The following is a 14,434-nucleotide window of genomic DNA, read 5'->3' on the forward strand; positions in this document are numbered from 1 at the left end:
GCCAATCTCCCCGCTCGTGGGGAATCTCCTGCAGGACAGAGGGGGCGTGAACCTCTGATCTGATCTTAAGGACCGAGAATTGCGAGAGGTGTAGCCAGCCATTTGATGCGCTGGCGGGACAGCGCCTCCTCTGGCCAGCCGGCCATTTCCCCCACGAGGGAGGAGATCGGCAGCTTCTAGCCGAACTTCCCAGTCCTTGGGAATCCCTTAGGCACCATCCGTCCCGCCGACGCCCGGGCGCCGATCCATTCAGCCAATTCCTCGCGCGACCGGGTGAAGGTACGGTCGGCCGAATCCTGCCAGGAGAGACCGGTCTCCAGCGTGAACGGCTTGAGGTCGAGCAGGCCGCCGTCCTTGTATTTCTGCAGCCGCACACCCTTGCCGCGACCCATCTCCGGAATTTCCGAGAGCGCGAACACCAGCATCTTGCGGTTCTCGCCAACGATGGCCAGGTGATCGCCGGTGACCGGCACGCAGCGCTTGGCCTCGTCCGGCGCCTTGACGTTCATCACCTGCTTGCCCTTGCGGGTGTTGGCGACCACCTCTTCCTCGGGAACGATGAAGCCGTTGGCGTCGAAAGAGGCGAGCAGCAGCTTGCGCTTGGGATCGTGGACGAAGGCGGTGACGATGTCCTGGTCATTGTCCATGTCGACGATGATGCGGATCGGCTCGCCATGGCCGCGGCCGCCCGGCAGCCGGTCGGCGCCGATCGTATAGAACTTGCCGCCGGTCGTGAAGACCAGAACCTTGTCCGTCGTCTGGGCATGGAAGGCGAGCTTGAGGCTGTCGCCCTCCTTGAAGGTCAGCGTCGAAAAATCGGCCAGATGGCCCTTCATCGCCCGCAGCCAGCCTTTTTCCGAAACCACCACGGTGACCGGCTCGCGCTCGATCATGGCGTGCGCGATATCGGTCAGGTCGTGCTCGGGCGCGTCGGCGAACTGCGTGCGGCGCTTGCCGAGCTCGGTCTCCGGACCGAACTTGTCGCGAACCTGAGTGACTTCCCACTTGATGGTCGACCATTGCTTGGCATCGGACGCCAGCAGTGCCTCGATCTGCTTCTTCTCCGCGGTCAGGCCGTCGAATTCCTTGCGGATCTCGAATTCTTCCAGCTTGCGCAAGGCGCGCAGCCGCATGTTGAGGATCGCTTCGGCCTGGGTGTCGGTGAGCGACCAGCGGGCCATCATGACCTGCTTGGGCTCATCCTCCTCGCGGATGATCCTGATCACCTCGTCGATGTTGAGATAGGCGATCAGGTAGCCGGCAAGGATTTCCAGCCGCCTCTCGATCTCGCCGAGGCGAAATTTCGAGCGACGGATGAGGACGTCGCGGCGGTGGTCCAGCCATTCCTGCAGCACGCCCTTCAGCGACAGCACGTTGGGCACCTTGCCGCGCGACAGCACATTCATGTTGAGCGGGAAACGGCTTTCGAGCTCGGTCAGCTTGAACAGCGATTCCATCAGGATGCCTGGGTCGACCGAACGGCTCTTCGGCACCAGCACGACGCGGATGTCCTCGGCGCTTTCGTCCCTGATATCCTCGAGCAGCGGCAGCTTGCGGGCCATCAACAGCTCGGCGATCTTCTCGATCAGCCGCGCCTTCTGCACCCCATAGGGGATTTCGGTGACGACAATGCTCCAGGTGCCCCTGCCCTGGTCTTCCTGGTTCCATTTCGACCGCACGCGAAACCCGCCGCGGCCGGTCTCATAGGCTTCGAGGATCGAGGCACGGCTGTCGACGATGATGCCGCCGGTCGGAAAATCCGGGCCCTGGACGAAATCCATCAGCTTCGCCACCGGCGCATCGCGATGCTCGATCAGATGCAGCGCCGCGTCGCAGAGCTCTGCGGCATTGTGCGGCGGGATCGAGGTCGCCATGCCAACCGCGATGCCGGACGAGCCGTTGGCCAAGAGATTGGGGAAGGCACCGGGGAGCACGACCGGCTCCTCGTCTTCTTCATTGTAGGTCGGCCGATAGTCGACCGCGTCCTCGGTGATGCCGGCAAGCAGATCGGTGGCCACGTCGGTCATACGCGCTTCGGTGTAGCGCATGGCGGCGGCGTTATCGCCGTCGATGTTGCCGAAATTGCCCTGGCCGTCGACCAGGGGGTAGCGCATCGAAAAATCCTGCGCCAGCCGCACCAGCGCATCATAGATCGACTGGTCGCCATGCGGGTGGAACTTGCCCATCACCTCGCCGACGATACGAGCGCATTTGGCGAACCCCTGGTCGGGGTTGAGGCGCAACAGGCGCATGGCGTGCATGATGCGGCGATGGACCGGCTTCAGTCCGTCGCGCACATCCGGGAGCGCCCGGTGCATGATGGTCGACAAAGCATAGGCGAGATAGCGCTCTTCCAGCGCCTTCTTCAGGTCGACCGGTTCGATATGATCGCCGCCGCCATTGTCAGGCGGCAAAAGCCTTTTTCCCATGGGCTGCACCTAGCCGAGCGGGTGATTCGCGGCAAGAGGCGCGCACCGGGCCAGTCGATTTGCGCGCAATTCTGCAACAGAAAACCGCAAGGTCGAGCTTGCCGGCCAACATCAATCTGTTACATGCCGCATCTATTGCGAAGCACGCTGGCGGCTCGACCTTCATGCCAAATTCACTGCATTCTCCAATAGCGGTCGGATCGGGTTTGCCTTTCAGCGCGATTTTCGACCATTGTGCCGGGACACGCCTTTTTCCCGTCCAGTTCGTCACGGAATGGTGATGGCGCAACGAATCGAAAAATAATTTCAGGACACTCTCAGGGACCTTGCGATGACAATCAACCGCTCAACTCTCCGGAAATTCGCACTTTCGACCTTCTTGCTCACGCTGCCGCTGAATGCGGCCCTTGCCCAGGACGCGGCGGTCGCGGACCGGCTGAAGGCAGCACTCTCCGCCCAGGGCGTCGACATCTCCTGGACCGGCGTGACCGGCGACAACACCAGCATGGTGCTGCAGGGCGTGTCCGTGAAACCGGCCGCGGAAAAGGAAGCGCTGACGATCGGCGACGTCAAGCTCGAGAACATCACCGAAGCCAATGGCGGCTATGATATCGGCACCGTGTCGACCTCGGCCTTCGAACACAGCAAGGACGGCGTCACCCTGGATCTCAGCCCCTTCGTCATCCACGACATGACGGTGCCGGCCGACGGCTCCACCAGCCCGCTTGGCTCGCTGATGATGTACAAATCCGCTGAACTCTCGAACATGACGGTCAAGGTCGCCGACAAGACCGCTTTTTCGATGGACGGGCTTGCCATCCAGATCACGCCGCCCGCCGACGGCAAGGCGATGGAATTCACCGCCAACACGGAGAAATTCACGGCCGATCTCTCGCTGGTCGAGGACCCCAAGTCCAAGGACGTCATCAACGCGCTCGGCTACCAGAACATTTCGGGCAATCTTGAAATGGCCGGCACCTGGCAGCCGTCGGACGGCAAGATGGAGCTGTCGAAATACGACATATCCGTCGAGAATGCCGGCACGCTCGGCATGACCTTCGACCTCGGCGGCTACACGATCGACTTCATCAAGTCGCTGCAGGAAATGCAGAAGAAGATGGCCGCACAGCCGGAAGGCGCCGACAATTCGGCGCAAGGCATGGCCATGCTCGGCCTGTTGCAGCAGCTTTCGTTCAACAGCGCATCGATCCGCTTCGACGACGATTCGCTGACCGGCAAGGTGCTGGACTATGTCGGCAAGCAGCAGGGCATGTCGGCCAAGGACATCGCCAACCAAGCCAAGGCAATCGTGCCGTTCGGCATGGCGCAGCTCAACAATCCCGAGCTGACGGCCCAGGTTACGGCGGCTGTCAGCAAATATCTCGACGATCCGAAGAGCCTCGAAATCTCGGCCGAGCCGCCGGCATCGGTGCCGTTCGCGCTGATCATGGCGGGCGCCATGTCCAACCCGCTCGACCTGCCGAAGACGCTCGGCGTGACCGTCAAGGCGAACGAGGACTGATCGAATTAGCTGCCTTCTCCCCGTCACTATACGGGAAGAAGGTGCCGGCAGGCGGATGAGGGGCAGCGCCGACGCTTGCGAATATGAATTCCAGTCTGAAACGATTGCCTGTCAGAAGGCCTCGGCTGCTACGATCGCTCGCAAATCCCCAGCATCCGCGCTGCCCCTCATTGTCCTGCCGGACATTTCTCCCCGTATAGTGACGGGGAGAAAGGGCAGTTGCACCCGTCAGTCCTTCTTCACCGGCGCTACCCGCAGCGCCAAATCGCGAAGCTGCTGCGGCGAGGCTTCCGACGGCGCGTTCATCAACAGGTCGTAAGCCTGCTGGTTCATCGGGAACATGGTGATCTCGCGCAGGTTCTTCGCCCCGACCAGCAGCATGACGACGCGGTCGACGCCGGCGGCCATGCCGCCATGCGGCGGCGCGCCATACTGGAAGGCACGGTAGAGGCCGCCAAAGCGCTCCTCGACCGTGGCGCGGTCGAGCCCGACCGTCTCGAACGCCTTGACCATGGTTTCGGGCAGATGGTTGCGGATACCGCCACTGGCGATCTCGAAACCGTTGCAGACCATGTCGTACTGGAAGGCCTTGATGCCGAGCAGATCCTCGCCGTTCAGCGCATCGATGCCACCCTGCGGCATCGAGAACGGGTTGTGGGCGAAGTCGATCTTCTTCTCCTCCTCGTTCCATTCGAAGAACGGGAAGTCCACGATCCAGCACAGTTCGAAGCGTTCGCGGTCGACGAGGTTCAGCTCCTCGCCGGCACGGGTGCGCGCCGCGCCGGCGAACGACACGAACTTCTTCGGATCACCGGCGACAAAGAAAGCGGCGTCGCCGTCGGCAAGACCGAGTTGCAAGCGGATCGCCTCGGTACGTTCCTCGCCGATGTTCTTGGCGAGCGGGCCGGCGCCTTCGAGCTTGTCGCCTTCCTTGCGCCAGAAGATGTAGCCCAGGCCCGGCTGGCCCTCGCCTTGCGCCCAGCTATTCATGCGGTCGCAAAAGGCGCGGCTGCCGCCGGTCTTTGCCGGAATGCCCCACACCTCGGCCTTCGGATCGTTGGCCAGGATGTTGGCGAACACCTTGAAGCCGGAATCGCGAAAATGGTCGGAGACGGCTTGCATCTCGATCGGGTTGCGCAAGTCCGGCTTGTCGGAGCCGTATTTGCGCATGGCGACATCATAGGGGATGCGCTGGAATTTCTGCGTCACCGGCTTGCCGTTGGCGAAGGTCTCGAAGACGCCGCGCATCACCGGTTCCATGGTCGACAGCACGTCGTCCTGCTCGACGAAACTCATTTCGAGGTCGAGCTGGTAGAATTCGCCGGGCAAGCGGTCGGCGCGCGGGTCCTCGTCACGGAAGCAGGGCGCGATCTGGAAATAGCGGTCGAAGCCCGACACCATGATCAGCTGCTTGTATTGCTGCGGCGCCTGCGGCAGCGCGTAGAAGGTGCCGGGATGGATGCGCGACGGCACCAGGAAGTCGCGCGCGCCTTCCGGCGACGAGGCGGTCAGGATCGGCGTCGAGAATTCGGTGAAGCCGACCTCGCCCATGCGCTTGCGCATCTCGGCGATGATCTTCGTGCGCGCCACGATGTTCTTGTGCAGTGTCTCGCGGCGCAGGTCGAGGAAGCGGTATTTCAGCCTGATGTCCTCGGGATAATCGGGCTCGCCGAACACCGGCAGCGGCAATTCCTTGGCCGCCGACAACACCTCGATCTCGCGGGCGAAAATCTCGATCTCGCCGGTCGGCAAATTGGCGTTCGTGGTCTCGGGCAAGCGCGCCTTGACCTCGCCATCGACGCGGATCACCCATTCGCCGCGCAAGGTCTCGGCGATCTTGAAGGCAGGCGAATCGGGATCGGCGACGATCTGGGTCAGGCCGTAATGGTCGCGCAGGTCGATGAACAGCAGGCCGCCATGGTCGCGCACGCGATGCACCCAACCCGACAGGCGAACGGAATTGCCGACGTCGCTCTTTCGCAACTGGGCACAGGTATGGCTGCGGTAACGGTGCATGGTCATGGATAAAAGTCCGGGATTGTGAGTGGCGGGCCAAAGCATCGCAGCCCGGCCCAAAATTTGCGCGAAAAGCGCATGAGAGGCATGGTTTGTCAAGGCAAAGGGACGGAGGGGCGATCTCTCAGCTTGGAACTTCGGCTTTCAATTTATGGCCGGTCATGTGGCGGAACGGTGAACCGCCTGTCGCGTTAGCGCATGATGGACCGAGAGGAGGCAAACGTGTTTTCCTGGAAGGGCACTTGGCGCAATCAATACGGTTCGGTTGTAATTATTGAGGACGATAGTGAGGGTTTGATCCGCGGTGTCTTCAAGACAGCGTTGCCCGACAGCAGCTTTTCCGGGATGGAAGTGCCTCTTCACGGGGCCGCTCATGGAGATGTGATCGGCTTTACTTCCGCGGCGTCAGGAAAGACGGGGCCGGCGGCGGTCAGCTATACCGGCATTTTTCGAGACGGCAAGATCGAGATGTTGTGGCACACGGTGGCTGGCCTGGCTCTTTCAGCCGATGCCGAGGGTGAGCCCGCAAAGCTGACCACGGTTGGAACATGGCGCGCCTTCGGGACCAGCCTAGACATTTTTGAGCGCGTCGATTGATACTCTGACCGATTAACCGGCGCTGCCGGTCGCCATCGACATCTGTTTCATCCGCCGAGCTGAATTCGGGCCGAGGCCTTGCCGCCTTTTCATTGGCAAATGCCGCTGGCATCGACGGAGACGATGGTCCAAAAAGGATCAACGATGAGCGGCTGTATTCCTTATGTCCTCCATCCGTCCCCTGATCCCGCTTCTTCTCGCCGCAGGCATCCTCCTCGGCGGCAATGGGCTGCAGAGCACGCTGATCGCGCTGCGTGGCGCGCAGGAAGGGTTTTCGGCTTCCGACATCGGCCTGATGGGCACCTTCTATTTCGCCGGCTTCCTGCTCGGCTGCCTGGCCATCACCCGCATCATGAAGGCGGTGGGCCATATCAGGGCGTTTTCGGCGCTGGCGGCGATCGCCTCCGTCGGCACCTTGCTGCTCGTGCTGGTTCTCGGTCCGGTGATGTGGTGCGCGGTGCGCTTTGCCGGCGGCTTCTGTTTCGCCGGATTGTTCACCATCGTCGAAAGCTGGCTGAATTCCGGCGTCACCAACCGCGACCGCGCCCGCGTGCTGGCGATCTACCGGATGGTCGATACCGGATCGGTGACATCAGCCCAGTTCCTGATTCCCGTCTTCGGCGCCGGTGGCTTCACCATCTTCGCAATCATGTCGATCATGATCACGCTGTCGTTGGTGCCGGTCTCGCTCGGCGACCGCTCCAACCCGACGCCGCCGGAAGAGGTCAAGCTCGATCTGGCCCGCGTCTGGCGGATTTCGCCTCTGGGCTGCTTTGGCTGCATCGCCGTCGGCGTCACCAACAGTGCCTTTCGCACCTTGTCGCCGGTCTATGCGGAGCAGATCGGCATGTCGGTCGGCGATGTCGTCACCTTCGTCAGCGTCGGCATTTTCGGCGGCGCCATCATCCAGTATCCGCTCGGTTACCTCTCCGACCGCTGGGATCGGCGCCGGGTGCTGCTGATGACGACCTGCTGCGCGATGCTTTCGGCTCTGGCGCTGGTGTTCATCGCCGGCAGCAACCCGCTGCTCAACTTCATCATCATCTTTATCTTCGGCTGTTTCGCCATGCCGCTGTATTCGCTGTCGGCGGCACATTCCAACGACCGCGCGGATGCCGGCGAGTTCGTGCTGATCAACGCCGCCCTGATGCTGTTCTACTCCTTCGGCGCTATTGGCGGCCCTTTCGCGGCCTCGACCGCGATGCAGTATTTCGGGCCAAGCGCGCTGTTCGTCTTCAGCGCCGTGGTCTACGCGATCTTCATTGCCGTCATCCTCTACCGCATGCAGGCACGCTCTGGAGTACCGGCGGGCAAGCGCAGCCGCTTCACGGCGCTGTTGCGCACGTCGACCATTTTCGCGCGGCTGGCGAGGAGAAATAGTGATCCAGACAGTCCGGAAGGGCCGTGACGATGGCGCCACAGCTTGACGAAAGCCTTCCCGGCTGAAATCTAGGAAGACCCTACTCCTGCCAAAAGCGATTTGATGCACGTCATCACCACCCAGAAAGAACTCGAGACCGTTCTCGCCGCTTTCGAAAAGTCGGATTTCGTCACCGTCGACACCGAATTCATCCGCGAAACGACCTTCTGGCCAATCCTGTGCCTGATCCAGATGGCCGCGCCCGGCGTGACCGCGCTGATCGATCCGCTGTCACCTGACATCGACCTGGCTCCCTTCTTCAGGCTGATGGCCAACGAGGCGGTGGTCAAAGTCTTCCATGCGGCGCGCCAGGACATCGAAATCATCGTCCATCTCGGCGACCTCGTTCCGCACCCGGTGTTCGATACCCAGGTGGCGGCGATGGTCTGCGGCTTCGGCGACAGCGTTTCCTACGATCAGCTGGTACAGCGCATCACCGGGGCGCGGCTCGACAAGTCGTCGCGCTTCACCGACTGGCGCCATCGGCCGCTGTCCGACAAGCAGCTTGATTACGCGCTGGCCGACGTCACGCATCTGATCGAGGTCTATCAGCACCTCAACGCCGAGCTGGCGCGGGAAAACCGCGCCCACTGGCTGAATGAGGAGATGGATGTCCTGACCTCGCGCGAGACCTACGATCCGCACCCCGAGGATGCCTGGAAACGGCTGAAGATGCGGCTTCGCAAGCCCCAGGAGCTGGCGATCGTGCAGGCCGTGGCGGCATGGCGCGAACGCGAGGCGCGCGAGCGCGACGTGCCGCGCGGCCGTGTGCTCAAGGACGACGCGATCTACGAGATCGCACAGCAAGGACCGCGCGATGCGCCAGCCCTTGCCAAGCTGCGCACCACTCCCAAGGGATGGGAACGCTCCTCGACGGCGACGGCATTGCTCGGCGCGGTCAACACCGCGCTCGCCCTGCCCAAGGAGCAGATGCCGAAACTGCCGAAAAACTTCCAGCCGCCCGAGGGCTCGAATGCGGCCGCGGAACTGTTGAAGGTGCTGCTCAGGATCGTCGCCGAAAAACAGGGCGTCGCCTCGAAGGTGCTGGCCTCCAGCGATGACATCGATCGCATCGCCGCCGAGGGCGAGGATGCCGATGTGCCCGCGCTGCAAGGATGGCGGCGCGCCGTGTTCGGCGAACACGCGCTGAAGCTGGTACGCGGCGAGATCGGCATCAAGTTCGACAATCGCAAGATCGCGGTGTTCGATCTATAGGCGCCGGCCTTTCCCCCTTCCCTTTTGGAGAAGGTGATTGGCGCAGCTCATACGATCGCGAGCAAGTGCAGGGCCAGCCAGATCCAGCCCAGCGCCAGCACCACCGCGCCCAGCACGAAGGAGCGGTTGCGCACCAGCAGCTTATTGCTGGTCAGGTGAAACCAGGCGTGAAAATAGCGCGACGCGACAAAAATCCACATCAGTGCGAGGGTGATGTAATTGACGCCGTTGGTCATGTGCAGTGTCAGGCACAGCACGTAGAAAAGCACCGGCAGTTCGAATTGGTTGATCAAATTGTTCGCGACGGTGACAGTAGAGGCCGGCTCGGTCGAACGAACCTTGTACTGGCCGACCTTGGCTTCACCCGACTTGACGGCAAAATAGCGGCGCCGGCCCATGACGATATAGACGATGTAGATCAGCAGCACGTGAGCCAGCACAGGCCAGAAGATCGTGGTCTGGTTCATGAAGTCGCCCCTGCCCTGCCCCGCTTCAACTCCGACGTCTTTGGCCTGCCAGCCAGAAAGCGGCAATGACGATGACCGGGACGGCGAGAAGCGCGAATTTGGTGACGATCAGCGCCGAGGCAAAGGACAGCGAGTCCGGATTGGCGTAGAGGAAATCGGACAGAAGGCGCGCCACGGCGATGTTCTGGGCGTAGTCGGCGAGCGTATAGGGCAGCACCAGGACCAGCGCGAAGACCGCCTGCATCTGCGCCGGCAGCACGCGGAAATTCTTCAGGCGCCGGCCAGTTGCCAGGATCAGGCTGACCAGCGTCAGCGACAACAGCGCCGGAAACAGAAGATCGAAGGTCAGGTAGTGCCAGACTAGGATGATCTCGCTGCCGCGCCGGCCAAGCGCCGTAAGCCAGGCCATGCCTTCGTCGGGCGTGAATCCGAAATAGCGCATGTCGAGCGAGGCCAGGCCCCCGCTCAGTCGACGGAAATAGAAGAACTCCATCCCTGTCATGGCGACAAAAACCGCCGCCGAGAGGAAGCAGAACGCCCCGACATGGCGCGACAAGCGCAGCACCATGGAGGTCAAGTTCGCCCAAAGTCCGGAAGAATCAGGCTCCGCCGGGATAGTTGGGGCTTTCGCGGGTAATCGTGACGTCATGGGCGTGGCTTTCACGAAGTCCGGCGTTGGATATGCGCACAAAGGTGGCGCGGTCGCGGAAATCGGCAAGGTCGCGGCCACCAACATAACCCATAGCGGCTTTCAGCCCGCCCGCAAGCTGGTGCAGCACGCCAGACACAGGTCCTTTATAGGGAACCTGCCCTTCAATGCCTTCCGGCACCAGTTTCAGCGTGTCGCGCACCTCGGCCTGGAAGTAGCGATCGGCGGAGCCCCGCGCCATGGCGCCGACCGAGCCCATGCCGCGATAGGCCTTGAAGGAGCGGCCCTGGTGCAGATAGACCTCGCCCGGGCTTTCGTCGGTTCCGGCAAGCAGCGAGCCGATCATGGCGGCGCTGGCGCCGGCGGCGAGTGCCTTGGCGAGATCGCCGGAATATTTGATGCCGCCGTCGGCGATCACCGAGGCGCCTGATTTGTGCGCCGTCTCGACCGCCGACATGATGGCCGAAAGCTGGGGAACGCCGACCCCGGCCACAATGCGGGTGGTGCAGATGGAGCCCGGACCAATGCCGACCTTGACGGCGTCGGCGCCGGCGTCGATCAGCGCCCGCGTGCCTTCCGCGGTGGCGACGTTGCCGGCCAGGATTCGCACGGAATTGGAAAGCTTCTTCGCCCGCGTCACCGCGTCCAGCACGCGCTGCGAGTGGCCATGCGCTGTGTCGATCACCAAAAGATCGACGCCGGCCTCGATAAGACGCTCGGCGCGCTCGAAGCCGTCATCACCGACGCTGGTGGCGGCCGCGGCGCGCAGGCGCCCCTGCGCATCCTTGGTGGCGTGCGGGTTGAGCTGCGACTTCTCGATGTCCTTGACGGTGATCAGCCCGACGCAATTGCCCGTTTTGTCGACCACCACCAACTTCTCGATGCGGTGCTGGTGCAGAAGCCGCTTGGCCTCGTCCTGGTCGACGTTCTCCTTGACCGTGATCAGGTTCTCACGGGTCATCAATTCGTAGACCTTTTGCGCCGGATCGGAAGCGAAGCGCACATCGCGGTTGGTCAGGATGCCGACCAGCCGCCCGGTCTTGTGGCCACCGGCGCCGCCATTCTCGACCACCGGAATGCCCGAGATCGAATAGGTGCGCATCAGCGACAATGCGTCGGCGAGCGTGGCGTCGGGCCCGATCGTGACCGGGTTGACCACCATGCCGGATTCGAATTTCTTGACCTGCCGCACCTGCTCGGCCTGTTCAGCGGGCGAGAAATTGCGATGGATGACGCCGATGCCGCCGGCCTGCGCCATGGCGATGGCGAGCCTTGCCTCGGTGACCGTGTCCATCGCCGCCGACAGGATCGGCACGTTGAGATCGATGTCGCCGGCGATGCGGGTGCGGATGTCGGTCTGGCCGGGCATGACCTCGGAATGACCGGGCTGCAAAAGCACGTCGTCAAAGGTCAGCGCCAGTGCGCCGGTGGACGTTTCGATGATTTTTGCCATGGCCAGCCCTTTGAATGCGAAAAAGCGCTGGACCGGAATGGACAGCGCCGACTCGTTATTCCCTTTCAGGATTGGCGGTGGCTGGTAACACGTCGCGGGACGGATGAAAAGCCGATCGTTGCGTCGTTCCGCGTTCTAGTCGCCAGGCTTCCCCGCTAGAGCATCAAGCAATGGGTGACGCGGCGCTGCGAAAGGACTGACGACAGTGACCGCGCCCCATGTGAAGCCGTCTTGCAGATCTTCCGAGACCAGCAGCCGACAGCCAGCTTGCGAGGCCGTGGAGAAAATGACCGAGTCCCAAATGCTGAGTCGATGATCGGTAGCCAGATCAGCGGCCATCATCATCACGTCTTGCGTCGTCGCGGCAACGGAAAATGCGTCGCTCCAGCTCAGAAGGGCATCCCGTGCCTCCAGGGGCGGTCTTCCTGCTTTGCGGATCAAAACGTTGAAGAGTTCACCAAGAACCTGAACAGGAATAACCGCGTCATCTTGCCGGAGATCGCGCAGCAATTCGAGAACGATGTCGCGCTTCTCCGCACCGTTCACCCCTTCCGCGCAAGCAAGGATATTCGTATCGAGCGCGATCTTCAACGCTCGTCCTCATAAAGCTCATCGCGCGTCCACTGCCCGGCATTCATGACAGGCTGGCGCTCAAGGCGCGACAACAACGCCGCGCGCGATCGGGCAGCTACACCCTCCTGATGATCCGCGGGCACGATCCGAGCGACCGGACGCCCGTGACTGGTCACCACGTAGCTTTGTCCTTCGCGAACGCCGCGCAGTAGGAGAGAAAACCTGCGATTGGCATCGGCCGCCGAAACACCTTTTTCCATGGCAATGTCCCCATAGTAGTTATATTCACTACAATAATGATGTGTGTCGTTCCATGCAAGGTGTCCCTTGCCTGGCAGGGATCTCTGCCGGCATGGGGCATGCCAAAGCGAAAGGCCGCATCCTTGCAGTCGCACAAAAGTGACAGCAATTTAACACGACATCACCCTCTGGCCGTGATAACCGCCCTGCGTGCCGGCTTGCCCCAGCCGACGACACAGAGAATCAGTCCGGACGCGTCTTGTGAACCGCACCATTCCGCTTATATTGGCGGTCGCTCTCTTCATGGAAAACATGGATTCGACCGTCATCGCGACATCGCTGCCGGCGATCGCCATCGACATCCACACCAGCCCGATCGCGCTCAAACTGGCGCTGACGGCCTATCTGGTGTCGCTGGCGATCTTCATTCCAATCAGCGGCTGGATGGCCGACCGCTTCGGCGCCAAGACCATCTTTCGTGCCGCGATTGCAGTGTTCATTGCCGGTTCGGTGGCGTGCGCCCTCTCCGGTTCGCTGCCCGCCTTCGTAGTCGCGCGTTTCCTGCAAGGCATTGGCGGCGCCATGATGACCCCGGTCGGGCGCCTGGTTCTGGTGCGCGCCACGCCCAAGAGCGAGCTGGTCGCCGCCATGTCGTGGCTGACCGTTCCCGCACTGGTCGGCCCGCTGGTGGGTCCGCCGATCGGCGGCTTCATCACCACCTACTTCACCTGGCACTGGATCTTCCTGATCAACGTCCCGATCGGCCTGATCGGCATTTGGCTTGCCACCCGCTTCCTGCCGGAAACCGAGGCAACCGAGACGCCGCCGCTCGATTTCGTCGGTTTCGTCCTGAGCGGGCTGGCCGCTTCAGGCGTCGTCTTTGGCCTGTCTGTGGTCAGCCTGCCTTATCTGCCGCCGGCGACCGGCTTCATCACGATCGCCGTGGGACTGCTGTCGGGCGCGCTCTATCTCATGCATGGGCGCCGCGCCAAAAATCCGCTGCTGGCGCTCGAACTCTTCCGTAACCAGGTGTTCCGGTCGTCGGTGCTTGGCGGCTCGCTGTTTCGCATCGGCATCGGCGCCGTGCCGTTCCTTTTGCCGCTGATGTTCCAGATCGGGTTCGGGCTGACACCGTTCCAGTCCGGCATGATCACCTTTGTCTCGGCGATCGGCGCCATTGGTATGAAATTCGTCACCGCGCTGATCTTCCGCGTTGTCGGCTTTCGCCGCGTGCTGATCGTCGGCTCGCTGGTCGCTGCCGCATCGATCGCCATCTACGGCCTCTTCACCCCCGAAACACCTTACGCGCTGATGCTGGCTATATTGCTGGTCGGCGGCTTCATCCGCTCGATGTTCTTCACCGGCGTCAACGCGCTCTCCTATGCCGAGGTGTCGGCCGAGGATACCAGCAAGGCAACGCCGATCACGGCGGTGTTCCAGCAGCTCTCGATCGCGCTCGGCGTGGCGCTCGCCGGCGGCATTCTGGAAGTCTCGACCTCGATCCATGGCGGCCCGCTGACGCTGCGCGACTTCCATACCGCCTTCTTCATCGTGGCGGCGGTGTCGGCGGCGGCGTCGCTGTCGTTCATGCGGATGGCGCCCGACGCCGGTAACGCCGTCTCCGGCCATGGCCGGCTGACGACGCCGAAGACGCTGGAACCGGTCAGATCGCCGGGAGAGTGAGGCAAAGTCGCCGTAGAGCGATCAGCCGCGGCGTCCCCGGTCCTTCGCCATGGCTCCGGGCGCTCGAGTCCTTCGGAACGTCCACTGGACGTTCCGATCCGCCTGGCGGACCGGCGGGGGGCCTTTCAGCCGTCGGCGTCCCCGGCCCTTCGCCATGGCTCTGGGCGCTC

General features: G+C 62.5%; 12 protein-coding genes. 5 read left to right on the forward strand and 7 right to left on the reverse strand.

What is annotated here, in order from left to right; genetic code table 11:
• Positions 1–176: 176 nt before the first annotated feature.
• The gene (gene parC, locus MESAU_RS22255) at positions 177–2,429 is read right to left on the reverse strand and encodes a DNA topoisomerase IV subunit A (RefSeq protein ID WP_015318278.1); all 2,253 of its coding nucleotides are present in this window, start codon (positions 2,427–2,429) and stop codon (positions 177–179) included.
• 331 nt (positions 2,430–2,760) lie between these two features.
• Here parC and MESAU_RS22260 point away from each other — a divergent pair, with 331 nt between their 5' ends.
• Positions 2,761–3,951, forward strand: coding sequence for a hypothetical protein (locus MESAU_RS22260; RefSeq protein WP_015318279.1), 1,191 nt, complete (start codon positions 2,761–2,763; stop codon positions 3,949–3,951).
• A 228-nt stretch (positions 3,952–4,179) separates the two neighbouring features.
• On the opposite strand, the gene aspS is transcribed toward MESAU_RS22260, so the two are convergent.
• Entirely contained in the window at positions 4,180–5,967 is a 1,788-nt protein-coding gene (gene aspS / locus MESAU_RS22265; RefSeq protein ID WP_041163861.1) for an aspartate--tRNA ligase, read from the reverse strand.
• A 222-nt stretch (positions 5,968–6,189) separates the two neighbouring features.
• Between aspS and MESAU_RS22270 the strand changes: the two genes are divergently transcribed.
• From MESAU_RS22270 to rnd, 3 genes are all read left to right on the forward strand, one after another.
• On the forward strand, positions 6,190–6,564 hold the full coding sequence (locus MESAU_RS22270) for an avidin/streptavidin family protein (protein WP_015318281.1): 375 nt from the start codon (positions 6,190–6,192) through the stop codon (positions 6,562–6,564).
• Positions 6,565–6,727: 163 nt separating this feature from the next.
• Entirely contained in the window at positions 6,728–7,972 is a 1,245-nt protein-coding gene (locus MESAU_RS22275) for an MFS transporter (protein WP_015318282.1), read from the forward strand.
• 75 nt (positions 7,973–8,047) lie between these two features.
• Positions 8,048–9,199 carry a ribonuclease D gene (gene rnd, locus MESAU_RS22280; protein WP_015318283.1) on the forward strand — a complete coding sequence of 384 codons (1,152 nt, stop codon included), beginning with the start codon at positions 8,048–8,050 and terminating at the stop codon, positions 9,197–9,199.
• 47 nt (positions 9,200–9,246) lie between these two features.
• Here rnd and MESAU_RS22285 read toward each other — a convergent pair whose 3' ends face one another.
• The 5 genes from MESAU_RS22285 to MESAU_RS22305 form a co-directional block, all read right to left on the reverse strand.
• Positions 9,247–9,666, reverse strand: coding sequence for an MAPEG family protein (locus tag MESAU_RS22285; protein WP_015318284.1), 420 nt, complete (start codon positions 9,664–9,666; stop codon positions 9,247–9,249).
• A 25-nt stretch (positions 9,667–9,691) separates the two neighbouring features.
• Entirely contained in the window at positions 9,692–10,234 is a 543-nt protein-coding gene (locus tag MESAU_RS22290; protein WP_015318285.1) for a hypothetical protein, read from the reverse strand.
• Between the two features lie 31 nt (positions 10,235–10,265).
• Positions 10,266–11,768, reverse strand: coding sequence for an IMP dehydrogenase (gene guaB / locus MESAU_RS22295; RefSeq protein WP_015318286.1), 1,503 nt, complete (start codon positions 11,766–11,768; stop codon positions 10,266–10,268).
• 135 nt (positions 11,769–11,903) lie between these two features.
• Positions 11,904–12,359 carry a PIN domain-containing protein gene (locus tag MESAU_RS22300; RefSeq protein ID WP_015318287.1) on the reverse strand — a complete coding sequence of 152 codons (456 nt, stop codon included), beginning with the start codon at positions 12,357–12,359 and terminating at the stop codon, positions 11,904–11,906.
• A complete protein-coding gene (locus MESAU_RS22305) occupies positions 12,356–12,601 on the reverse strand; it encodes a type II toxin-antitoxin system Phd/YefM family antitoxin (RefSeq protein WP_015318288.1) in 246 nt (81 codons plus the stop codon). Before MESAU_RS22305 ends, MESAU_RS22300 begins: the two co-directional genes overlap by 4 nt.
• Before the next feature lie 241 nt (positions 12,602–12,842).
• Here MESAU_RS22305 and MESAU_RS22310 point away from each other — a divergent pair, with 241 nt between their 5' ends.
• Positions 12,843–14,264 carry an MFS transporter gene (locus tag MESAU_RS22310; protein ID WP_015318289.1) on the forward strand — a complete coding sequence of 474 codons (1,422 nt, stop codon included), beginning with the start codon at positions 12,843–12,845 and terminating at the stop codon, positions 14,262–14,264.
• The last annotated feature ends 170 nt before the right edge of the window (positions 14,265–14,434 follow it).

Origin of the sequence: Mesorhizobium australicum WSM2073 (genome assembly GCF_000230995.2) — a bacterium.
GTDB classification, from domain to species: Bacteria; Pseudomonadota; Alphaproteobacteria; order Rhizobiales; family Rhizobiaceae; genus Mesorhizobium; species Mesorhizobium australicum.

Coding starts and splice junctions, on each gene's coding strand:
- parC (WP_015318278.1), bottom strand. CDS start 2,429: ATGGGAAAAAGGCTTTTGCCGCCTGACAATGGCGGCGGCGATCATATC.
- MESAU_RS22260 (WP_015318279.1), top strand. CDS start 2,761: ATGACAATCAACCGCTCAACTCTCCGGAAATTCGCACTTTCGACCTTC.
- aspS (WP_041163861.1), bottom strand. CDS start 5,967: ATGCACCGTTACCGCAGCCATACCTGTGCCCAGTTGCGAAAGAGCGAC.
- MESAU_RS22275 (WP_015318282.1), top strand. CDS start 6,728: ATGTCCTCCATCCGTCCCCTGATCCCGCTTCTTCTCGCCGCAGGCATC.
- rnd (WP_015318283.1), top strand. CDS start 8,048: ATGCACGTCATCACCACCCAGAAAGAACTCGAGACCGTTCTCGCCGCT.
- MESAU_RS22285 (WP_015318284.1), bottom strand. CDS start 9,666: ATGAACCAGACCACGATCTTCTGGCCTGTGCTGGCTCACGTGCTGCTG.
- MESAU_RS22290 (WP_015318285.1), bottom strand. CDS start 10,234: ATGGTGCTGCGCTTGTCGCGCCATGTCGGGGCGTTCTGCTTCCTCTCG.
- guaB (WP_015318286.1), bottom strand. CDS start 11,768: ATGGCAAAAATCATCGAAACGTCCACCGGCGCACTGGCGCTGACCTTT.
- MESAU_RS22305 (WP_015318288.1), bottom strand. CDS start 12,601: ATGGAAAAAGGTGTTTCGGCGGCCGATGCCAATCGCAGGTTTTCTCTC.